Annotated in this window: 17 protein-coding genes; 14 read left to right on the top strand and 3 right to left on the bottom strand. The window is 71.6% G+C overall.

Annotated features, from left to right (window positions below):
• Positions 1-78 precede the first annotated feature (78 nt).
• The 4 genes from ACFQ6N_RS13695 to ACFQ6N_RS13710 are packed head-to-tail and all read left to right on the top strand — an operon-like array spanning position 79 to position 5,273.
• Positions 79-2,073, top strand: a complete 1,995-nt coding sequence (locus ACFQ6N_RS13695) for a RiPP maturation radical SAM C-methyltransferase (protein WP_380649049.1) — start codon at positions 79-81, stop codon at positions 2,071-2,073.
• The gene (locus tag ACFQ6N_RS13700; protein ID WP_380649050.1) at positions 2,054-2,728 is read left to right on the top strand and encodes a DUF5825 family protein; all 675 of its coding nucleotides are present in this window, start codon (positions 2,054-2,056) and stop codon (positions 2,726-2,728) included. The genes ACFQ6N_RS13695 and ACFQ6N_RS13700 overlap by 20 nt, the downstream gene beginning before the upstream one ends.
• A 54-nt stretch (positions 2,729-2,782) precedes the next feature.
• The gene (locus ACFQ6N_RS13705; RefSeq protein WP_380649051.1) at positions 2,783-3,982 is read left to right on the top strand and encodes a cytochrome P450; all 1,200 of its coding nucleotides are present in this window, start codon (positions 2,783-2,785) and stop codon (positions 3,980-3,982) included.
• The gene (locus ACFQ6N_RS13710) at positions 3,975-5,273 is read left to right on the top strand and encodes an MFS transporter (protein WP_380649052.1); all 1,299 of its coding nucleotides are present in this window, start codon (positions 3,975-3,977) and stop codon (positions 5,271-5,273) included. Before ACFQ6N_RS13705 ends, ACFQ6N_RS13710 begins: the two co-directional genes overlap by 8 nt.
• Positions 5,274-5,364: 91 nt before the next feature.
• Here ACFQ6N_RS13710 and ACFQ6N_RS13715 read toward each other — a convergent pair whose 3' ends face one another.
• Positions 5,365-6,207 carry a siderophore-interacting protein gene (locus ACFQ6N_RS13715; protein WP_380649053.1) on the bottom strand — a complete coding sequence of 281 codons (843 nt, stop codon included), beginning with the start codon at positions 6,205-6,207 and terminating at the stop codon, positions 5,365-5,367.
• 285 nt (positions 6,208-6,492) lie between these two features.
• Here ACFQ6N_RS13715 and ACFQ6N_RS13720 point away from each other — a divergent pair, with 285 nt between their 5' ends.
• Genes ACFQ6N_RS13720 through ACFQ6N_RS13735 form a run of 4 tightly spaced genes read left to right on the top strand, consistent with a single transcriptional unit; the run spans position 6,493 to position 10,459 of the window.
• Positions 6,493-7,191 (top strand): flavoprotein, encoded by a 699-nt coding sequence (locus tag ACFQ6N_RS13720; protein ID WP_380649054.1) that lies wholly within the window; start codon positions 6,493-6,495, stop codon positions 7,189-7,191.
• Positions 7,118-7,831, top strand: a complete 714-nt coding sequence (locus ACFQ6N_RS13725) for a hypothetical protein (RefSeq protein WP_380649055.1) — start codon at positions 7,118-7,120, stop codon at positions 7,829-7,831. The genes ACFQ6N_RS13720 and ACFQ6N_RS13725 overlap by 74 nt, the downstream gene beginning before the upstream one ends.
• Positions 7,832-7,883: 52 nt before the next feature.
• A complete protein-coding gene (locus ACFQ6N_RS13730; RefSeq protein WP_380649057.1) occupies positions 7,884-9,548 on the top strand; it encodes a radical SAM protein in 1,665 nt (554 codons plus the stop codon).
• The gene (locus tag ACFQ6N_RS13735; protein ID WP_380649058.1) at positions 9,545-10,459 is read left to right on the top strand and encodes a hypothetical protein; all 915 of its coding nucleotides are present in this window, start codon (positions 9,545-9,547) and stop codon (positions 10,457-10,459) included. Before ACFQ6N_RS13730 ends, ACFQ6N_RS13735 begins: the two co-directional genes overlap by 4 nt.
• On the opposite strand, the gene ACFQ6N_RS13740 is transcribed toward ACFQ6N_RS13735, so the two are convergent.
• A complete protein-coding gene (locus ACFQ6N_RS13740; RefSeq protein ID WP_380649060.1) occupies positions 10,449-11,633 on the bottom strand; it encodes a cytochrome P450 in 1,185 nt (394 codons plus the stop codon). The two genes, ACFQ6N_RS13735 and ACFQ6N_RS13740, sit on opposite strands and share 11 nt — an antisense overlap.
• Before the next feature lie 431 nt (positions 11,634-12,064).
• Between ACFQ6N_RS13740 and ACFQ6N_RS13745 the strand changes: the two genes are divergently transcribed.
• Positions 12,065-12,994, top strand: a complete 930-nt coding sequence (locus ACFQ6N_RS13745; RefSeq protein WP_380649064.1) for a glycoside hydrolase family 19 protein — start codon at positions 12,065-12,067, stop codon at positions 12,992-12,994.
• 196 nt (positions 12,995-13,190) lie between these two features.
• On the top strand, positions 13,191-14,018 hold the full coding sequence (locus ACFQ6N_RS13750) for a lipase family protein (RefSeq protein WP_380649065.1): 828 nt from the start codon (positions 13,191-13,193) through the stop codon (positions 14,016-14,018).
• Between the two features lie 83 nt (positions 14,019-14,101).
• Here the strand turns inward: ACFQ6N_RS13750 and ACFQ6N_RS13755 are convergent, their stop codons facing one another.
• Entirely contained in the window at positions 14,102-15,553 is a 1,452-nt protein-coding gene (locus tag ACFQ6N_RS13755; RefSeq protein ID WP_380649067.1) for an APC family permease, read from the bottom strand.
• A 118-nt stretch (positions 15,554-15,671) separates the two neighbouring features.
• Between ACFQ6N_RS13755 and ACFQ6N_RS13760 the strand changes: the two genes are divergently transcribed.
• The 4 genes from ACFQ6N_RS13760 (at position 15,672) to ACFQ6N_RS13775 (ending at position 20,408) form a co-directional block, all read left to right on the top strand.
• Positions 15,672-16,319, top strand: coding sequence for a TetR/AcrR family transcriptional regulator (locus tag ACFQ6N_RS13760; protein WP_380649068.1), 648 nt, complete (start codon positions 15,672-15,674; stop codon positions 16,317-16,319).
• 83 nt (positions 16,320-16,402) lie between these two features.
• Entirely contained in the window at positions 16,403-17,539 is a 1,137-nt protein-coding gene (locus ACFQ6N_RS13765; protein WP_380649069.1) for a P1 family peptidase, read from the top strand.
• Between the two features lie 753 nt (positions 17,540-18,292).
• Complete coding sequence (locus tag ACFQ6N_RS13770) at positions 18,293-19,648, top strand: LuxR C-terminal-related transcriptional regulator (protein ID WP_380649070.1); 1,356 nt, start codon at positions 18,293-18,295, stop codon at positions 19,646-19,648.
• Positions 19,649-19,982: 334 nt separating this feature from the next.
• A complete protein-coding gene (locus tag ACFQ6N_RS13775) occupies positions 19,983-20,408 on the top strand; it encodes a MarR family winged helix-turn-helix transcriptional regulator (RefSeq protein WP_380649072.1) in 426 nt (141 codons plus the stop codon).
• Positions 20,409-20,423 lie beyond the last annotated feature (15 nt).

Below are 20,423 nucleotides of genomic sequence, written 5' to 3' on the forward strand. Positions count from 1 at the left end.
GCCCCCGCGGGGCCCCTGGTGCGCCCGCGGGCGGCACCACCTCCACCCGACCGCCCGAGACCGACAGAAGTGGCCACCATGCGTATCGTCCTCCTGCACATGCCCTGGGGCGCGATCGACGTTCCGTCGCTGGCGCTCGGGATCCTGCACACCGCCGCCGCCCGGGCCGGCCACCGGGTCGACGTGCGGTACGCCAACCTGGACTTCGTCGACTGGGCCGCCGAGACCGCGGGCTTCGGCGTGGACGACTACCAGTACTTCTCCGAGAAGTCCTACTTCCAGGGCGCGGGCGACTGGGCGTTCGCCGGCGCGCTCTACGGCGACGACGGCGACAGCTCCAGCGCCACCGACGACGGTGCCGACACCGGCTCCGCGAGCTACTTCGAGTACCTGGCCGCCAACGGCGCGAGCGAGCGGGAGATCGCCCTGACCCGGGCCACCCGCGCGATCGCCCCCGCGTTCATCGCCCGACTGGTCGAGGAACTCGCCGCCGACCCGCCGGACCTGGTCGGCTTCACCACCACCTTCCAGCAGAACACCGCGAGCCTCGCCGCCGCCCGGCTGCTCAAACAGCGGTGCCCGCAGGTGCGCACGGTGTTCGGCGGCGCGAACTGCGACGGCCCGCAGGGTGCCGCACTGCACCGCAACTTCCCGTTCCTGGACTACGTGGTGCGCGGCGAGGGCGATGCCGCGTTCCCGGCACTCCTGGCGGGCGGCGACCCCTCCGCGATCCCCGGGCTGTGCTGGCGGGACGACACCGGGAGAGCGGTGGCCAACGAGATGACGAGACGGCCGCTGCCGCCCGCGGCGATCGTGGCGCCCCGCTACGACGGCTTCTTCGAGCGCCTCGACGCCTCCGTCGCGGCCGGCTGGGTCGATCCCAAACTGGTCCTCGAAGGCTCCCGGGGCTGCTGGTGGGGCGAGAAGCACCACTGCACCTTCTGCGGGCTCAACGGGTCCTCGATGGAGTTCCGCTCCAAGCCGCCCGCGGACTTCCTCGCCGAGCTGCTCGCGCTCGCCGAGCGCCACCAGCTGCTGGACGTCTACGTGGTCGACAACATCCTGGACATGGGCTACTTCGACACCGTCCTGAGGTCGCTGGCCGAGCTCCCGGTCGACCTGCGGCTGCACTTCGAGATCAAGGCCAACCTGCGCCGCCACCAGTTCCAGCTCCTCGGCGACTCGGGCGCGGCCCAGGTGCAGCCCGGCATCGAGAGCCTGAGCACCCGGGTCCTGCGGATCATGGACAAGGGGGTGACGGGCTGCCAGAACGTCCGTGCGCTGCGGGACGCGCAGAGCGCCGGGGTCTCGGTGACCTGGAACTACCTCTACGGCTTCCCCGGTGAGCAGCCCGCCGACTACGAGTCGGTGATCCGCCAACTGCCCGTGCTGCACCACCTGGACCCGCCGACCGGGGCCGGGCGGATCGCGATCGAGCGGTTCAGCCCGTACTTCGACCGCCCTGACCTGGGCTTCGCGATCACCCAACCGGCCTTCCAGTACCGGGCGACCTACCGCCTTCCGGAGAGCGAACTTGCCGAGCTGGCCTACGTGTTCACCGCGCCGCCGCGCGGGATCGGCGGCGCCCTGGCGGAGCGGCTGAGCGAGGCGGTGGACACCTGGCTCGCGCGGTTCCCCGACAGCCGGCTCAGCTACCGGGACGCGGGCGGCCGGATCCTGCTCGTCAACACCCGTCCCGGGTACGACTGGCGGGCGGTCGAGCTGACCGACCCGGTGGAGCTCGCCGTCTTCCGGCTGCTGTCCCAGCCCCGCTCGACGGCCGCGCTGGCCGCCAAGGCCCCCGGCGGCGCGGCGGCGGTCGAACCGGTGCTGGAGCGCTTCACCGCGCTGGGCCTGCTGTTCCACGACGGGGACAGCTACCTCCAGGTCGCCGTCGAGTCCGACAACCAGGTGCTGATGCGGATGCGGCACCGGCACGGCCCCGCCGCCGTGCACCCGGAGACCGCCGGCGGGGGCCCGTCGACCGTCGGCCTGGGCCCGGAGACCGTCGGCGTGGGCCCGGAAACCGTCGCCCTTACTGAGGAGGTGCCCGATGCCGTCACGGTCGGCTGAACGGACCGGTGCCGCCGCCTGGCACGCGGCCGCCCCGGAGGTCGAGCTGTGGTCCGACTACGACCCCGCCGTACGGGAGCTGCCGGGCGTCGCGCTCGGCCGCCGCACCCTGCCCGGGACGGCGGAGGCGGAGATCACCGAACTGCACCGCGCCGGGGTCCGCTGCCTGCGGCTGACCGAGCCGGTGCGGCTCTGCGCGGACGCCCCGGCGGCGTCCGCGCGGGCGCTGATGCTGCTGCGCGAGGCGACCGGGCAGGGGCTGGCCGTGCTCTGGCAGGCGGTCTGCACGGACGGCTGCGCGGCGCGGCGCCGGTTCCACCACCTGTACCCGCCCGAGCGGTTGACCGGCGGCCCGGACGGCCTCGCCGCCGACTGGCGCGCCACCTACTACCCGAGCAAGTGCGTCTTCCGGCGCGGCCCCGGCTTCGTCGAGGTGCGCGACCGCCGGTTCGGGACGCTGGAGCTGTTCACCATCGACGAACCGGGCCACCTGGCCCAACTGGAGGCGCTGGCCGAGGGCGTCGAGGCCGGCCTGCTGCCGGACGCGGTCCGCCGGGACTTCACCGAGGCCGGCCTGATCGCCGAACAGGCCGGCCGCGCCTGGTTCCTGCCCATGCGGGTACGCCGCTGGCCCTTCCCGTCGCTGACGGTGTAGCCACCGGTCGCGTAGCCCTGCAACCGCGAGAGTTCCGAGCCCGAGGAGAGAGCCATGACCACCGCGGTCGACGACGCCGCCGCGCGGATGTCCGCCTTCATCCGCGACCCCTACCCCACGCTCGCCCGGATCCGCGAGGCCGGCGCGGTCTCCGTCGTGGAGTTCGGCGAGGGCCTGCCGGTCTACCTGGTGACGCGCTACCAGGACGTCCGGGCCGCGCTGATGGACCCGCGCTTCGGGCAGGACGTCCGCCGGAGCCAGGCCATCGCGAGCGGTCGGGGCTCCGGCCTGACGCTCGGTTCCGAGGTCGTCCACATGCTCAACAGCGACCCGCCGGACCACACCCGGCTGCGCCGCCTGATCCAGGGCGTCTTCACCCGGCGGCGGGTCGACCTGATGCGGCCGATGGTCGAGCGCATCGCCGGCGGCCTGCTGGACGGGCTGCGCGGGCGGGAGACCGCCGATCTGGTGACGGACTTCGCCTTCCCGCTGCCGATCATGGTCATCTGCGAGCTGCTGGGCTTCCCCCCGGAGGACATGCAGGCCTTCCGCACCTGGTCGACGGCGATCCTCACCCAGGGCGGCGAGATGACCTTCGACCAGGCCACCGCCGAACTGAACGACTACCTACGGGAGTTGATGACCGCCCGGCGGGCGGCTCCGAGCACGGACATCCTCACCGACCTGGTGCAGGCCTGCGACGCCGGCGAACTCACCGAACAGGAGGTGTTCTCCATGGTCTTCCTGCTGCTGATCGGCGGCCACGAGACCACCGTCAACCTGCTCGGCACCGCCACCCTCGCGCTGCTCCACCACCCCGACCAGCTCGCCTGGCTGCGCGCCAACCCGGCGGCGATGCCGGTCGCGATCGACGAGTTCCTGCGCTACGAGTCCCCGGTGAGCATGGCCACGCTCCGCTTCACGAACGCCGACGTGACGGTCGACGATGTGGAACTCCCGGCGGACGAACTGGTACTGCTCTCGCTCGGCGCGGCCAACCGCGACCCCGCCCGCTTCACCGACCCCGACCGGCTGATCCTGGACCGGGGCGACCCGGGCCACCTCGCCTTCGGACAGGGCCTGCACCGCTGCCTCGGCTCCTTCCTCGGCAAGCTGGAGAGCGAGGTCGCCCTGACCGGCCTGCTGGAGCGCTTCGCGCGGATCGAACTGGCCGCGGACGAGGAGGCCCTGCCCTGGCGCAACACCATCATGCTGCGCGGCCTGGAGTCGCTGCCGGTCTCGCTCCATGGCTAGCGGCACGGAGACGGGCACCTCCGGCACCGCAGGCACCGGCGGCACCTCGGGCACTGGCGGCAGCGCGAAGCCGGCGCGGTTCCGCCCCAGGATCGGCCTGGCGCCCCTGCGCTCGCGCGGCTACCGGCTGCTGGTGATCGGGCAGGCCACCTCCGAGTTCGGCAACGCGTTCCAGGTGGTCGCCCTCCCGCTGCTGGTCTACTCCCTCGCCGGAGGCGCCCGCGAACTGAGCCTGGTGGTCGCCGCCTACGGCGCGGGACGGCTGGCCGCCACCCCGCTCGGCGGGATGCTCGCCGACCGCTTCGGCGCCCGGCGGGTGATGCTGTCCGCCGACCTCGGCCGCCTGCTCGCCACCGCCGGACTGTGCGCGGTCGCCGCGAGCGGGACGGCGCACTTCTGGCTGATCGGCGGGCTCGCGCTGCTGGTCGGCATCGGAGCGGGGGTGTTCCTGCCGGCCGCCTGGGCGATCACCCCGACCCTGCTGCCCGCCGAGGACCTGCACGCGGGCAACGCCCTGAACAGTACGGTCAACTTCGGCGCCGGCCTGCTCGGCCCGGCGCTGGCCGGCCCGCTGGTCGCCTGGCTGGACCCGGCCGCCGCCCTGGCCCTGGACACGGCCACCTTCGCCGTGTCGGCGGCGACGCTGCTGCTGATCGGCCGCGGCAGCGCCGTCGCACCGGCCGGCCCGATCTCCGAACGCGCCTCCGCACCGAGGAACTTCCGTGCCCTGCTCCGGGAATCGCCCCTGCTGCGCGCGGTGCTGACGGTGACGGTGATCGCCAACCTGACAGTGGGCGGCGCCACCCGGGTCGCCCTGCCCACCCTGGCCACCCACGGCTTCGCCGCCGGCGCCGTCGGACTGGGCCTGCTGCTGGCCGCGTTCACCGGCGGTGCGCTGGTCGGCGGCCTGTTCGCGGCCGGCCTCACCCACCTCCGCTCGCGGGGCCGCACCGCGATGCGCTCCGGCCTGGTGATGGGCGCGGCGATCGGCCTGGTGCCGTTCACCGGCCTCATCGGCGCCGTCGTACTGCTCTTCCTCGCCGGCGCCGCCAGCACGGTGACCAACGTCCTCGTCGTCACCGGCGTCCAGAAGAGCACCCCGCCCACCCTGCTGGCCCGCGTCATGGCCGCCATCACCTTCTGCGGCCTGGCCGTCTTCCCCCTCTCGGTGATCGCGGCCGGCGCAGCCGTGGACGCCTTCGGCAGCCAGGCAGTCTTCGCCACCACCGGCCTGTGCCTGGTCGGCGCATTCACCTACGCCCTGACCAGACCCGAAATCCGAGCCCTCTGACACCCCCTCGCCCGGACCGGGGCGGGGGGACGACCCCCGGGTCCGCGTGCGCCGGCGGCCCGCCGACCGCCACCGCATGCCGGATGCGGGGTCAGTTGGTCTGCTCCTGTTCGGCTTCCACCTGGGCGTTCCACTCGCGCTTGGTCGCCCGCCAGGCGTCGTCGTTCTGGCCGAACCGCCAGTAGCCCGAGACGGACAGGCGCTCGCGCGGGACGGCGTGCTCCACGCGCAGTTGGCGGCGCAGTTCCTTGACGAAGCCGGCCTCGCCGTGGACGAAGGCCGACACCGTGCCGGCGGGGAACTCCAGCGCGCGCACCGCCTCGACGAGGGCCTCGCCCACCGGGCGCTCGCCCCGGTGCAGCCAGGTGAGCTCGACGGCGGCGGGCGAGACGATCTTCTGCTCCTCCGACGCGTCGGCGACCTCGACGAAGGCGTGCACCACGGCACCGGACGGCATCCGCTCCAGGGCCGCCGCGATCGCGGGCAGCGCGCTCTCGTCGCCGACGAGCAGGTGCCAGTCGGCGTCCGCCTCCGGGGCGTAGCCGCCGCCGGGGCCCAGGATGCGCACCGTCTCGCCCGGCTCCGCCCGGGCGGCCCACGGCCCGGCCAGGCCCTCGTCGCCGTGCACGACGAAGTCGACGGTCAGTTCGCGCAGCGCCTGGTCCCAGGCCCGCACGGTGTAGGTCCGGGTGACCGGCCACTGCTCACGCGGGTACTCCTCGCGGATCCGTGCCAGGTCGAACGGCTCCGGGTACTCCACGGCCGTGGGCGCGAAGAGCACCTTGACGTAGTGGTCGGTGAACTCCGTGGCATCGAAGTCCCGCAGACCCTCGCCGCCGAGGACCAGGCGCACCATGTGCGGCGTGATCCGCTCGGTGCGCAGAACCCGCGTCTCGCGGACGCGCGGCGTCTTACGGGTCGGCTGATCGGTCATGGGGGTCCCCCGGTCGTGTCGTCAGGTCGATCAGATGGTTAGGCTTGCCTAAGTTAACAGGTCCGACCGGTGGAGGGGAGACCTCCCGGGCCCACGCCCGGATCACCGGACCGAGCGGGGTCGGGATCCGGATCGGGCCCGACCAGGCCGGATCGGGCCGGATCGAAGCCAGGCCGCCGGGCGGCAGCGGATGACGACTCAAACGTGGCCGTTCAGGTGATCCTTCGCCTTCGAATGGCACGGCTCGGGTGCAGGTGTGCCTCCCGTCGGTATCTACTGGCCGGCATGGGTGAGTACGCACCGGGCCTGGACCCCGCCTTCGCCGAACGGGCCCGGCAGGAGGGCCTGACCGTGGTCATCGGCACCGGATCGGTGGCGGCGGCGAACCTGGGCGGACTGGCGTACGAACTCGGCAGGACCCGGCCCGGACCGCTCGTCGTGATCCTCACCGAGGCAGCCGGGCGGTTCGTGAGGCCGGCCGCGGTGCGGCACCTGGGGCGCTGCCCCGTCCTGGGGGAGGAGACCACCGCCCCCTCGCTCGAACCGCTCCACGTCTGGCTCACCGACGTCGCGAGTCGGCTGCTCGTGTACCCGGCCTCGGCCGGCTTCCTCGCACGCGCCGCGGCGGGCATGGCCACCGACCTGGCGTCCACCACCCTGCTCTGCGCGACCGGCACCCCCACGCTGATGGTGCCCTCGATGCACCCGCGCATGTGGGCCAACCACCTGGTCCAGCAGAACGTGCGGCGCCTGCGCCAGGCCGGCATCCGCGTGCTGGGCTCCCCCGACGGCATGGCGCCTCCCGTCGAGGACGTGGTGTCAGCGCTGTTCGACCTGTCCGCGGGACAGGAACCCCATACGGAAACCCACTCGGAAACCCACGCGGAAACCCACTCAGGAAGGCAAGGACATGACCACGACGGGCGCCGAGGCGACCAATGTCATCCAGATCATCGTATTCGTGCCGGTGAGCATTCCCGATGACCAGCGCTCCACGTTCGAACAGGCCCTCGGGCAGTTCCTCTTCGGATTCGACCGGGTGCGTCCCGAGCTGCGGGAGCCCCTGGCAGCCGTCGGCGTGGACTTCAACCACCTCGCACTGCTGTCGCAGAAGCCGCAGATCGGGGTGTGCCCGTCGCCCGGGGCGCTGGAGTTCATCCCGAGCGACGCCGTCGCCGAGGTCTGCAGGCGCCATGGCATCGAGCTGACCTCGGGCGGGACCGTTCAGGTCGGATTCACGTACGACACCTACGGCGACAGTCGGACGCCCCCGTCGGACGCCCTGGAGATCAAGCTCAAACTGCCGCGCGTCGTCTACCAGGAGGCATCGGACTCCCCCGGCCTCGTCGCCGATATCGTCGAAGCCCTGTTCGGTGACTGCCAGTTGGCCGAGCCGGCCCGGGCGTACCTGCGAGCGCACGGCGTGAACCTGACGGAGATCGCGGCGCACAACGTGAAGCGCCTCGGTGGGCCGAACGTCCCGTTCACGTCACGCGTGAGCCCGGAGGTCCACAGCTACCTGGCGGAAACCGGCTTCAACCTCGACCAGTTCGGCCGGTTCGACGTGAAATCCGTCGCCCAGGTCAACGCCGGCGTCTCCTGGACCAAGGCCACCTGCTGCTGAACCCCGTGATCCGGTCCGTCAGTTCGCGTGATTGTTGGCGAGGAGCAGCCGAATGAAGTACAGCATCGCACCGCTTCCCGACTGGGCCGAGGTGGACGGTGACGACCTGGTCCAGGTCGCCCGCCATCACCGCATCCCGACGGGAGACGGCGACATCCTCATCGTGCCGGACGGCCGGCCCGGATGGCTGCGGTGCCCTGCGTCCGTCGACGCCCTGCTCGATGCGCTCGACGGCACCGACGTCGCCGACCTGACGGCCTGGAGCGGGTTCGCGGACGTCGCCGACACGGTGCGGGCACTGTACGACAACGGCCTCCTGTTCATCGGCGGTCGCACCGGCCTGCGCGCGGTGCCGATGCCTCGCGACGGAGACCCGTCGGAGCCGCCGACGGCGCTGCTCCTCAAGCTCACCGGCGCGTGCGACATGGCCTGCAACTACTGCTACGACTACGACGCGCAGCGCTGGCCCGGGCGCATGGACTCCGGGCTCGCCCGGCGGCTCATCAAGGAGTGCCTGCGCCCGGGCCGGCGCCTGATGCTGATGTTCCACGGCGGAGAACCCCTGCTGCGGTTCGCGCAGATCCGTGAGCTCGTCGACTTCGCCGACCGGGCCGCCGCCGACGTCGGGGCGACGGTGAGCTTCACCATCCAGACCAACGGGCTGCACTTCACCGAGCCCGTGGTCGATTTCCTGCGCACGCACCGCTTCTCGGTCGGGGTCTCCCTCGACGGGCCCAGGGAGATCCACGACCGGGACCGTGTCGACCACGGCGGCCGGGGCACGTTCGACCGGATCGCCGAGAACTTCCGCCGCTTCCCGGACTTCATGCGTCACGAGGTCGGCTACATCAGTGTCATCGGAACCGCCACCGATCTCCGCCAACTGCACGCCACCTGGCGCTTCTTCAAGAACCTGGGCGTGCTCACCTGGAAGCTCCTCCCCGCCGACGCCGAGGGCCGGGCGAGCGGGACACCGGAGACGGCGCAGTTCCGCGAGGCCTTCGTCGAGTTCCTGTCCGATCGCCTCGAAGCCGTGCTGGACGGGGAGTCGGAGCATCCCTACCTCACCAATCTCGTACAGCTGATCGAGCCCTTCCTCTCCCTGGAACGCCCCAACATGTGCATGAAGATGCCGTGCGGGGCGTCCAACGACCTCCTCGTGCTCGACGCCGTGGGCTCGGTACGGGCGTGTGACTCCAGCTACCACCCCGCGTTCCGGCTTCTGCCGGGGGACGCGGTGCTCCCACCGACCGGTCGGACCGTACTGCCGGTCATCGGCTCCGCCACCGGCAGAGGAGAGCGAGGCGGGAGAGTCGGGAGAGGTGAGCAGGTCGAGCTGGTCGAGGACGCTGAGAACGCCGAGCACGCCCAGAACGTCGAGGAGCACCGAGCGCCGGCGGACAGCCTGACCGCCCGCAGCCGTGCCTCCGAGTCCGCCCGTGCGCTGCGCGCCCGCGAACGCTGGCTGCTCAGCGAAGCGCCCTGTGCGTCGTGCCCGTGGCTGCACCAGTGCGCGGGCACCTGCCCGGCGCGGGCCATGATCAACAACGGCTCGCTGTTCTCGATCGACGACCTTGAGTGCTCGACCAGGCTCGCGCTCTTCCCCCGCATCCTGGCTGACGTCTCCCTGCCCGGATCGCGGCTGCGCCGGTACCACGACCTCGCCAAGCAGCGGGCCGGCGCAGCGCTGGCGGCCGCGGCGGCCCCGCCCCGATGACCATCCGCGTGGAGGGCTCCAACTGGGACCTCGCCGTGCTGCGGGCGCTCGCCGAACACCCGCCACCCGCGGCAGGCGCGGCGGAACGCCACCTGCACGTCCTCCGACTGCTGGTCGACGCCATCGGGGACGACGTCAAGCTCTTCCTGCACCGTCACGGCGCCACGTACGTCGCACGGTGGCGCGGTCCGTCCGACCCGATCACGGCGATGGTCAGCTGGATGGCCGGGTACTTCCTCCAGCTCCACGACTTCATGCGGGTCGGACCGCCCGCGATCGCCGACTGGTCCGAGGCCGTACGGGAGGCGCGCGCCCTCGGGGACTCGGTGCGGCTGCTCATGGGCATGCAACTCGGCTACGCGCTCCTGCTGCCGATGATCGTCGAGGAGGCGACCGGCCGGCCCGCGTATCCGGTCGTCCACGACCGGAACCCGCTGGTGCTCGACATGTACCGCGAGCGGCTGAAGCTGGGCAGACCCCTGGTCCTGACGACGCTCGGCGCCGCCGACATCCGGCGGTGGCTCGACTCGGACGGCATCATGCTGACCAACATCGACACGTGCTACCCGGGCACCCGGCAGACACGGCACCTGCCCTTCCTCGACGGTCACCTGACCGTCCCGACCGGACTGCTCTCCCTTGCCCTGAGGAGGTCCTTCGACGTCAGGGCGGTCGCCGCTCCCGGCGCGGACGGGCGGGTGGCCCTGGCGGCGAGCTCCCGCCTGCCCGGTGACCCCGACCGGGCGCTGCACGGGTTCGGCGCCTGCTACGAACGCTGGGTGGCCGAACACCCCGAGCAGTGGATGGCGTGGGGCAGCCTCGCCGCGGACGTCCCGAAGGTGCGGGAAGTACGGGAGGTACGGGAGGAGGTGACCGGGGGCGCCGGGCCGACGCCACCGGTCACCAGGTGACCGGCAGCGCGTGGAGACCGTAGACCTCGTTGTTGACGCGGTAGGGCACGTCCTCGGCGGGGCACGCGAGCGCGAGACCGGGCAGGCGGCGCAGCAGCGCGGGCACGGCGATCCGCAGTTCGGTACGGGCCAGTGGCGCGCCGAGGCAGTGGTGCGGGCCGTGCCCGAAGGCCACGTGCGACACGGGTTTGCGCTCGATGTCGAGGCGGTCCATCCCGGCGCCGAGCACCGGATCGCGGTTGGCCACCGGCAGTTGGCAGACGACCTGGTCACCGGCCTTGATCGGCACGCCGCCGACCTCCGTGTCACACCGCGCGGTCCGGGCCAGCGCGGTGCTGGACACGGACAGGTACCGCAGCAGTTCCTCGACGGCGGTGTCGACCACCGGATCGGCCTCGGTGGCAGCGCGCAGCCGGGCGGCCTGCTCCGGGTGCGACAGCAGGGCGAGCACGCCCAGGCCGATCGTGTTGGACACCGTGACGTGGCCGGCGAGCAGCAACAACTCGGCGACACCGACCAGTTCGGAGTCCGACACCGCGCCGCCGTGCTCCCGGACGAGCATGCCGATCATCCCGTCGTCCGGGCTGCGCCGTTTCTCCGCCACCAGGGAGGCCATGTACGCGTGCGACTCCCGGCCGGCCGCGAGCCGTTCCTCCATGGGGAGTCCGAGGTCCAGCGTGGTACGGGACCAGCGGTGGAACTCCCCCTGGTCGGGGTCGGGAACGCCGAGCATCGCGCAGATCACCCCGAGCGGCAGCGGCAGGGCGAAGTCGTCCATCAGGTCCGCCGTGCGGCCCCTGGACTCCATGGCGTCGATCAGCTCGGCCACCCGGGCGCGGATCATCGGCTCCAGTGAGCGGATCCGCTTCCCGGTGAACTCCGGTGTCAGGACGTGGCGCAGCCGCGTGTGCTCCGGCGGGTCCATGTTGAGGAGCTCGTTCGGCAGGACCGGAGCGCGTTCCGGGTCGTACATCGCGAAGGTCTCCTGGTCGGCCAGCACGCGCCGCACGTCGGCGTGCCGGGTGACGAGCCAGTACTCGCCGGTCCGGTGCAGCCAGAAGTCCCGGACCCGCCGGACCGGGTCCCCCCGCTGGGCCTCGCCCAGGGCCGGGCCCGGGTCGAGGCCGTCACGACGGTAGAAGATCGAGATCGGCGGCGCCTGCTGCTCACTCATGGAACCTCCCGTGGCCACGCGGCACCCACTTGCCGCTACCCACTTCCCGCTACCCAGGTGCTCGTGCCACTGCGCGCTCCGGTCGTGGTCCGGTGCGGCGTGCGGGGGCACGCAGGCCTCGAACGCGCCCCCTCCCCCGAGCCGGAGCCGCCCCCGGCCGCCCCTGCGCCTGCCCCTGCCCCCGCCCCCGCCCCCGCCCCCGCCGGTGGTGCCCCTTCGGGTTCCATGACCCTTCCGCAGGGCGCGTCTTCGCCGGAACCCCTTGACAGGTATAGACCACTCCGCTTGAGTCTGGGGCAGCCCCGCACCGGCCCGCACCCCGGTCGGCCCGTCCCCCACGACGTGCCCCCACCCGGCGGGGCCCGGCTCCCCTGCCCCGACGTCCCTTCCTCCACGACCGTGCGGCCCCACACCGCACAAGGGGTGATCAAGTGTCCACGAAACGCCTGCTCGCACTGCTCTCCGCCGTTCTCACGGCACTGGCGGTGGTCCTGCTGCTGCCCGCGGCCAACGCCAGCGCCGCCGTCTGCTCCGCGCCCTGGAACTCCTCGGCCGTCTACACCGGCGGCGCCGCCGTCTCCTACAACGGCCACAACTGGCTCGCCAAGTGGTGGACCCAGAACGAGCCGCCCAGCACCGGCGGTTCGGGCGTCTGGTCCGACCAGGGCGGGTGCGGCACCGGCCCGACGACGACCCCGACCCCGACCGTCACGCCGACGTCCACCAGCACGCCGAACCCCGGCGGATTCCCGGTCAGCCAGGCCCAGTTCGACCAGATGTTCCCGAACCGGAACCCCTTCTACACCTACCAGGGCCTGATCGACGCCCTCGCCGCCTACCCGGCCTTCGCGGCCACCGGCAGCGACACCGTCCGCAAGCAGGAGGCCGCGGCCTTCCTCGCCAACGTCAACCACGAGACCGGCGCACTGGTCTACGTCGTCGAGCAGAACACCGCCAACTACCCCCACTACTGCGACACTTCGCAACCGTACGGCTGCCCGGCCGGGCAGGCCGCGTACTACGGGCGCGGCCCCATCCAGCTGAGCTGGAACTTCAACTACAAGGCCGCCGGCGACGCCCTCGGCATCGACCTGCTGCACAACCCCGGCCTGGTGCAGACCGACCCGGCCGTCGCCTGGAAGACCGCGCTCTGGTACTGGAACACCCAGAACGGGCCGGGCACCATGACCCCGCACAACGCGATCGTCAACGGCTACGGCTTCGGCGAGACCATCCGCAGCATCAACGGCTCGCTGGAGTGCAACGGCGGCAACCCCGCGCAGGTGCAGAGCCGGATCGACGCCTACCAGCGCTTCACCCAGCTCCTCGGCACCGTGCCGGGCAACAACCTGAGCTGCTGACCGCCCCGGACCCGGTGACGTCATGAAGGTCCCGGCAGTCCCGTGCCGGCCCCGTGCCAATACGGCTGCCGGGGCCGCCGGGGCTGTCGGCGCGGTCGGCGCCCGTCCAGGTGATCTTCGGCCCCTTCGGCTACCGGCCGTTCGCATGCGGCACTACGTTGCTGGACGAACCGCTGACGCTCTCCGAAGGACACCGATGGCCATCCCCGCCCTGGACCACTCGACGACCCGCTACTCCCTTCCCCACGCCTACTGGATGGCGCAGGCCGCCGGACTGGCCACGCTGGACCACGCCGGTATCGAGGACAAGGCCCACGCCTGGGGGTTCGACGAGGTCCGCCACTACGAGTCGACGCACCGGATGCCGTTCCCGATCGAGGACACCCAGGCCTACACCATGGCCAGCGACCGCATGATCGTCACCGGCTTCCGCGGCACCGAGGTCCTGAAGATCTACGACTGGCTCACCGACGTCAACACCCCGCCCGTCCCCGGACCGGCGGACAAGGGATTCGTCCACTACGGCTTCCACCGGGCCCTGCAGTCCGTCTACCCGCAGATCCGCGACACCATCCAGGAACTGCGCACCGACGGACAGACCGTCTGGTTCACCGGCCACAGCCTCGGCGGCGCCCTCGCGATGCTGGCCGGCGCCCGCTGGTACTTCGAGGAGCCCCGCCGACTCCCCGACGGCGTCTACACCTTCGGCCAGCCCCGCACCTGTGAACGCCTCCTCGCCGGCGCCCACAACGCGGCCTTCAGGAACCGCTGTTACCGCTTCGTCAACAACAACGACATCGTCCCCCAGCTTCCGCCCGAGCCGGTCTTCACCCACGTCGACGCGCTCCGCTACTTCGACGCGGACGGGAAGCTCCACGAGACCATGCCGCTCCTCGCCGGGCTGAAGGACCGGGCCAAGGGCTTCAGCCAGGACATGTTCGCTCCCGAGACGGACGCGATCAAGGACCACCACCTGCCCAACTACCCCGCCGCGCTGGAGAAGAACCTCGCCGGAAAGGGCTGACCACAGGACCGCCCGGCCCCGGGGCCGGGCGGTCCGCGGCGTCCGCCGAAGCGCAAGGCGCCGAGCGGAGCCGGCCCCGGGCCTCAGCGGGTCGGGCGCTCGTCCTCCTCCTCGCGGACCGGGTCGGGCATGGTCCAGCGGTCGGCGCGGCGGGGGTGGAGGTAGGCGTAGTAGTAGGCGTAGCCGAGGGCCGGCATCCCGACGGCGATGGCGATCGGGCGCCAGTCGGCCCGTACCGACTCGTACCCGACGTAGAGCATGATCGCCACGACGCCCAGCGGCACGTACGGCCATCCGCGCATCCGGTAGGGGGCCGTGGCGGTGGTCCCCCTGATCCGGCCGAGCAGCGCCGACAGCGCGACCAGGACGTAGACGACGACCAGGGTCGAGCCGGTGGCCAGGATCAGCGTGTCGAGCGAGACGAGCCAGCCGACCAGCAGGGTGGCCAGGCCCATGGTCAGGGTCGCCGTGAGGGGCGTGCGCAGCCGGGGGTGGACGGAGGCGAGCCGGGTGCCGACGATGTCGGGCCAGGCCCGGTCGCGGGCCGAGGAGTAGAGCAGCCGTCCGCTCTGCAGCATGATCGCGATGACCGCGTTGACGACGGCGACGGCGATGCCCAGGCTGACCACGGTGTTGACGGTGGAGCCGGCCCGCGCCAGCAGGAAGTAGCTCATCGGTGAGGCCGCCGACATCAGTCCGCTCATGCTCGGTGTGCCGAGCAGCACCCCGACCAGTGGCAGGCACTCGGCGGCGACGGTGATCCCCAGCGACCAGAGCACCACCCGGCCGATCGAGGACGCCTTCCTGGTCTCCTCCGCGAAGTACACGGCGGTGCCGTAGCCGTTGTAGGCGAAGATCGCGGTCGCCGTGAACGAGGCGACCAGGCCCCAGGACGCCCCGACCAGCACGTCGCCGCCGGCGCCGCCGAGCGCCTGCGGGGTCCACAGCACCGAGACCGGCTGGTCGACGTGGACGAAGCCGAGCACGGCCAGCACCGCGACCGCCGCCAGCTCCAGGAGCAGGAAGAACCCGGTGACCCAGGCGTTGGTGCGGATGTCGAGCACCGCGACCAGCGAGGCGAGCGCGATCACCGCCAGCCCGGCCCCCTTGCCGTCCAGCGCGCTCCAGACCACGCCCAGGTAGCCGCCGGTGCCGAGGGCGATGACGGCGGTGACCAGCACCCCGCCGAGCAGGCTGAGCGCGAACAGCGCGAACCCGGTGGACCGGCCGAGGGTGCGCGCCGCGAAGGCGTACTCGCCCCCGGTGATCGGGAAGGCGCTGGACAGTTCCGCGTAGCAGAGGGCCATCAGCACGCCGACCGCCGCCGCGAGGGCGAAGGCCACGGCCGCCGCCCCGCCGAGGCCCTGGATCACCGCCGGCATCACGATGAACACGCTGGAGGCCGGGGTCACCGAGGAGAGGGTGATCAGCATGTTCTCGCGCAGGCTGAGCGAGCGGGAGAGGTCCTGGGCATAGCCGGCGGGTGGGGAGCCCGGGTCGGCGGTGGCGGGGTCGGTGGCACAGGGATCGGCCATCGTGCTCCTTCCGAGTCAACGAAACTTCGTCGGAGTTCTTTGGCACAGAAGTCAAAGTTCTGGGATAGTTCCTCGTCAAGAGCTATGACATGATCCGACACCAGTGACAAGGAATGGGATGGCCCGAGCAAAGAACCAGACGGCCCGCCGCGAGCAGCTGGTGCTCGCCGCCACCGAGGCCGTCGGACGGCGCGGCCTTTCACAGCTGCGCGTCGCCGACATCGCGGACGCCGCCGGCGTCGCCCGGGGGTCGGTCAACTACTACTTCAGCGATCTCGGCGAGCTGCTCCGGCAGGTCTACCAGCGCGCCGCCGACCGCTTCTTCACCGGCCGCAGCGCCGTCGCGGCCGAACTACCGGACGCCCGCGACAAGCTGGTGGCCTGCGCCCGGCTCGGCCTCCCGGACGGCCCGGACGACGAACTCGCGCTGGTGCTGTACGAGTTCAGCTCCGCCACGCACGACAACCCGGTCTACTCCGCGCTCGCGCAAAGCCTGTTCGACCGTCAGGTCGCCCTCTACGCGAGCATCCTGGAGATCGGCCGGGCCCAGGGACACTTCCGGCCCACCGCACCGGCCCTCGACCTCGCCGCCAACCTGGTCGTCCTGGAGGACGGCTACGGCCTCCACATCATCTCGCGCAACGCCTCGCTGACACCCGAGCGCTCACTGGACCTGCTGCTCGGCTACGCCCGCACGGCGACCGGCTGCCCGGAGCTGCGCCCCGACCGGGTGGCGGACGGCCCGGCCGCGCGCCCGCGCGACTGACCTCCCACGCTCCCGCTCCCCTCCCCTACCTCCCGTCCCTCCCGCTCCCGCTCCCGCTCCCGCTCCCGCCAGGAAGGAAACACATGACCACGCTCTCCACCCCGTCCGGACGGCCCCGGGCCCGCGCGCTCGGCCTGGTCCTGGACGGCACTCCCGGACCCGCCAACGCCCTCACCGACGTCCCCGGCGTGCAGATCGGCTACACCACGCTCGTCGAGGGCGAGCAAGTCCGCACCGGCGTCACCGCGTTGCTCCCGCGCGGACGCGAGGGCGTGGGCACGCCCTGCGCGGCCGGCTGGTACTCGCTGAACGGCAACGGCGAGATGACCGGGACGACCTGGATCGAGGAGACCGGCGCGCTCAACGGCCCGGTCATGGTGACCAACACCCACGCCGTCGGCACCGTGCACCGGGGGGTCGTCGACTGGACCGCCGCCAACCGGCCCGACCTGGCCCGGCAGTGGCTGCTGCCGGTGGTCGCCGAGACCTGGGACGGCTACCTCAACGACATCAACGGACCGCACGTCCGTGCCGAGCACGCGATCGCGGCGATCGAGTCGGCGGCGGCCGGGCCGGTCGAGGAGGGCTGCGTCGGCGGCGGCACCGGGATGAACTGCTACGGCTTCAAGGGCGGTTCCGGCACCGCCAGCCGGATCGTCCACTACGGCTCCGCCGACTACACCGTCGGCGCCTTCGTCCAGGCCAACTTCGGCGACCGGCGCGAACTCGTGGTCGGCGGCGTACCGGTGGGGCGGGAGCTGTCGGCCGACAACCCGATGGAGGACAGCGACTGGTTCGCCCCCGGCGGGGCCGGCTCGGTGATCGTCGTGGTCGGCACCGACGCGCCACTGCTGCCCGGCCAGTGCAAGGCCCTGGCCCGCCGGGTGCCACTGGGCCTGGGCCGGACCGGCACCAGCGGGGGCCACTTCTCCGGCGACATCTTCCTCGCCTTCTCCACCGCCAACCCGGGCGCCCTGGGCAGCTCCTTCCCCCAGGGCGAACCCGGCGACGCCGACTACGACACCCTGCGGTTCATCCCCTGGGGCCGGATCGACCCCTTCTACGAGGCCGTGGTCCAGGCCGTCGAGGAAGCGGTGCTGAACGCCCTGGTCACCGCCGAGGAGACGATCGGCCGCGACGGCCACCGCTCCCCCGCGCTCCCGCACGAGCGCCTCCGCGAACTCCTCGCCGCACGCGGCGCGTTGGAGCCCCCCGCGTAGCAGCCCGGCCCCGCGGCGAGCATGGACGCGCCGGGAACGGTGTCGATTGCGGGGCGTCCGGCTCTCGCCGCACGGACTCGCCGTCCGATCGGGAAGTCTCCCGTCCCCTCACCGCCGTCCGTCCCGGAATCGAGGCGAATGCGTCCACCGTATGGCGGCGGGAGTTTCCTCCGTACGACCCCGAATTCTTCACCGAAGCGCCACCGTGGCGCCATCAACGGTGACTCGGCGTACACGACCTCCGATGAACGATGCCGCGTCCGCGAATGACAAACCACCCGGAAGCCCCCGGACGGCCACCACCACTGCCAATGAACGGATTTCACGCCAGCCCCCCTGATTTCAAGCCACCGGAACCGACGGCGAGGAAAACGGAACCCGCCTCTCCCGCTTTCCCGGCACCGCGCCGCACACTTCTGCCGGAGGCGCTACCGGCGCACCGGTCGACGGCATGTGGCAACAGTCACGTTTCGGCGCCGCGCTCGCGTCAGGAAGTCGCAAGGAGAGCACTTGACGACATAGCCGAACCCGCCCGGAATCCACCAGGTCAGCACGGCGCCCGTCGCCTCGACCTGCCGCCGATACACACCGATTGGCATGCTTTCCGGCATCCGGGATTTGTTGATGCGTATGCAATAGGCGCCCTGTAGCGTCGACCCGGATGAGGCGTCCACGAAGCGGAATGCCGCCCGAGGCCGCGCCCGGCAGCAGGTCGAAGCCGGCGACCGGATGGACAGCAAGGGGGAAATAGGGATGATCGAGCACGACCGCGGGAACACGCCTCGCCAGAGAGACTTCGCCGCAGCTCGGACGGCCACCACGGCCGGGCCGAGGGCCGGGGCCCTCCGGGAAGGCCAAGACGTCTACGTACCGGGATGCTTCGACCTCGCCGGGAACGAACACATACCGTCCCCCGACGCGAGCGACTCCTTACGCAGCATCGAACTGGCCAACCTGGGGATCAGGCGTGCCCTCGTCCACCAGCAGGTCGAGGCGGTCCTCGCAGCGGAGGACAGCCGAGGCAACCCGCGCGGCATGTGGCCGACGATCCTGACGCTCCTCTACACCGGCGACATCGTCACCGCACACGCCGAGTGCCGTCGACTGGCCAAGGACGCCCGCTGGTCGGGCTCACCGCGCCACCAGGAAGTACTGACACTGCTGCGCGCGCGGATCAGTCTGCTCGAAGGCCACGGCATCGAGGCGTCCGGCCTGCTCGGCGCGCAGCTGACCCGCGGTCTCTCGCCGCACCTCAGCGGGCTCGCCGCCGCATGGCTCATCGAGGCACACGTCCTCTCCGGTGAACTGGGGCAAGCACACCAGGTACTGCGGGCGCACGGCCTGGCGGGCCGGCTCGACACCAGCCCTCCGGACGTCGTCCACATCCTGGCCGCGCGCGGCGCGCTGCATCAGGCAGCCGGCCAGTTCCAGCACAGCCTGAAGGACTTCCTGGCGTGCGGGCGGCTGCTCGCCGAGCGCCAGGTCGCCAACCCCGCTGTCATTCCGTGGCGTTCACGGGCCTCGTCGGCCGCGCTCGCGATCCAGCAGGGCGACCTCGCGCTCGCCCTGGCAGAGGAGGAACTGACTGCGGCCCGCATCTGGGGCTCGCCGCGCTGTATCGGCCTGGCACTGCACGCCGTCGCGGTCGCCCGCAGGGACGACACCTCAGTGGCCCTCCTGGAAGAGGCCACGGTACTGCTCCACCTCGCCCATGCCTGGGGCGAGTTGATCCAGGCCCAGCGCGATCTGGGGACTCTGCAGATCGACCGCAGGAACCTGTCCGCGGGCCGCCGCCATCTGGAGGCCGCCCTCATGGTGGCCCGGGAGAGCGGCAACCGGCTCTGGCAGCACAGCCTGAAGTCCGCCCTGGAGCGCCTGGACGTCCCCTGCCTCACCGCCCAGGAGCTGCACATCGGCCAGCTGGCGAGCGCCGGCTACAGCAACCGGCAGATCGCCGCGACCCTCTTCCTGGCGATCCGCACCGTCGAGTTCCACCTGTCGAGCGTGTACCGCAAACTCGCCATCTCCGGCCGGAGCGAGCTCCACTCCGCGCTCCACACCCAGCGCCATTCCTCCTTCAGGACCGATCACTGTTCTTCCGCCGTATAGACACCGCGTCCATGCGCCGCTCACCCGCAGTCGGGTGGGCGGCGCTTCGCGATTCAGGCCCTTCTGCCGCCTGACGCCCGGTCCATGACGCGTCCGCGCTGCGGGACCGGCCGCATCCTTCGCTCGGGTACGCCGCAGAGTCGCATGTCGGGGATTCCTACAAAAGGCCCTACGGGCGACCCGCAAGGGACCCTGTGGGTCGCCCGTAGGCTTGCCCGTGGAACCTTGTAGCACGGCAGCCGATCATGCGAGTGTCGAGTGGTTGGAGATTCAACCGCAAGTCTGGACAAGCGGGTTGGGAATCTTTCCCCGTACGCGAGGAAGTAGGCGCTTCATGCTCCAGCAGAACACCACCAAGCGCATCGGATACTGGCTTCTGCATTTGCACCGACTGTTCGACGAGGCCACCACGAAGGTCCTCGCCGGAGAGAATATGAACCGGCGGCAATGGCAGGTTCTGCATGCCATCAGTATCGGTGTGCGGACCGTCGCGGACATCGACTCGGCGTTCTCCCCCTTCCTGGCAGTGGACCGTGCCGACTCCTACCGGTCGGTGGTCGATGGATTCGTGGACCGTGGCTGGGTGTCGAATCAGGGCGGCACGGTGACGCTCACCGAATCCGGAAGTGCGGCGCACGCGCGGGCCGAGGTCCTGGTGAACGCGCACGCGGCCGGCTCGCTCGCCGGAATCTCCGAAGCCGAATTCCTCTCCGCCAATGACGTACTGGCCCGCATAGCCGCCAACATCGAGACCGAGTAGGGACTTCCGACACCC

This window comes from Kitasatospora sp. NPDC056446 (assembly GCF_042796115.1).
Classification (GTDB): domain Bacteria; phylum Actinomycetota; class Actinomycetes; order Streptomycetales; family Streptomycetaceae; genus Kitasatospora.

Bases quoted from the DNA above. Each gene is read 5' to 3' on its own strand.
- ACFQ6N_RS13695 (WP_380649049.1), top strand. From the start codon at position 79: ATGCGTATCGTCCTCCTGCACATGCCCTGGGGCGCGATCGACGTTCCG.
- ACFQ6N_RS13700 (WP_380649050.1), top strand. From the start codon at position 2,054: ATGCCGTCACGGTCGGCTGAACGGACCGGTGCCGCCGCCTGGCACGCG.
- ACFQ6N_RS13705 (WP_380649051.1), top strand. From the start codon at position 2,783: ATGACCACCGCGGTCGACGACGCCGCCGCGCGGATGTCCGCCTTCATC.
- ACFQ6N_RS13710 (WP_380649052.1), top strand. From the start codon at position 3,975: ATGGCTAGCGGCACGGAGACGGGCACCTCCGGCACCGCAGGCACCGGC.
- ACFQ6N_RS13715 (WP_380649053.1), bottom strand. From the start codon at position 6,207: ATGACCGATCAGCCGACCCGTAAGACGCCGCGCGTCCGCGAGACGCGG.
- ACFQ6N_RS13720 (WP_380649054.1), top strand. From the start codon at position 6,493: ATGGGTGAGTACGCACCGGGCCTGGACCCCGCCTTCGCCGAACGGGCC.
- ACFQ6N_RS13725 (WP_380649055.1), top strand. From the start codon at position 7,118: ATGACCACGACGGGCGCCGAGGCGACCAATGTCATCCAGATCATCGTA.
- ACFQ6N_RS13730 (WP_380649057.1), top strand. From the start codon at position 7,884: ATGAAGTACAGCATCGCACCGCTTCCCGACTGGGCCGAGGTGGACGGT.
- ACFQ6N_RS13735 (WP_380649058.1), top strand. From the start codon at position 9,545: ATGACCATCCGCGTGGAGGGCTCCAACTGGGACCTCGCCGTGCTGCGG.
- ACFQ6N_RS13740 (WP_380649060.1), bottom strand. From the start codon at position 11,633: ATGAGTGAGCAGCAGGCGCCGCCGATCTCGATCTTCTACCGTCGTGAC.
- ACFQ6N_RS13750 (WP_380649065.1), top strand. From the start codon at position 13,191: ATGGCCATCCCCGCCCTGGACCACTCGACGACCCGCTACTCCCTTCCC.
- ACFQ6N_RS13755 (WP_380649067.1), bottom strand. From the start codon at position 15,553: ATGGCCGATCCCTGTGCCACCGACCCCGCCACCGCCGACCCGGGCTCC.
- ACFQ6N_RS13760 (WP_380649068.1), top strand. From the start codon at position 15,672: ATGGCCCGAGCAAAGAACCAGACGGCCCGCCGCGAGCAGCTGGTGCTC.
- ACFQ6N_RS13765 (WP_380649069.1), top strand. From the start codon at position 16,403: ATGACCACGCTCTCCACCCCGTCCGGACGGCCCCGGGCCCGCGCGCTC.
- ACFQ6N_RS13770 (WP_380649070.1), top strand. From the start codon at position 18,293: ATGATCGAGCACGACCGCGGGAACACGCCTCGCCAGAGAGACTTCGCC.
- ACFQ6N_RS13775 (WP_380649072.1), top strand. From the start codon at position 19,983: ATGCTCCAGCAGAACACCACCAAGCGCATCGGATACTGGCTTCTGCAT.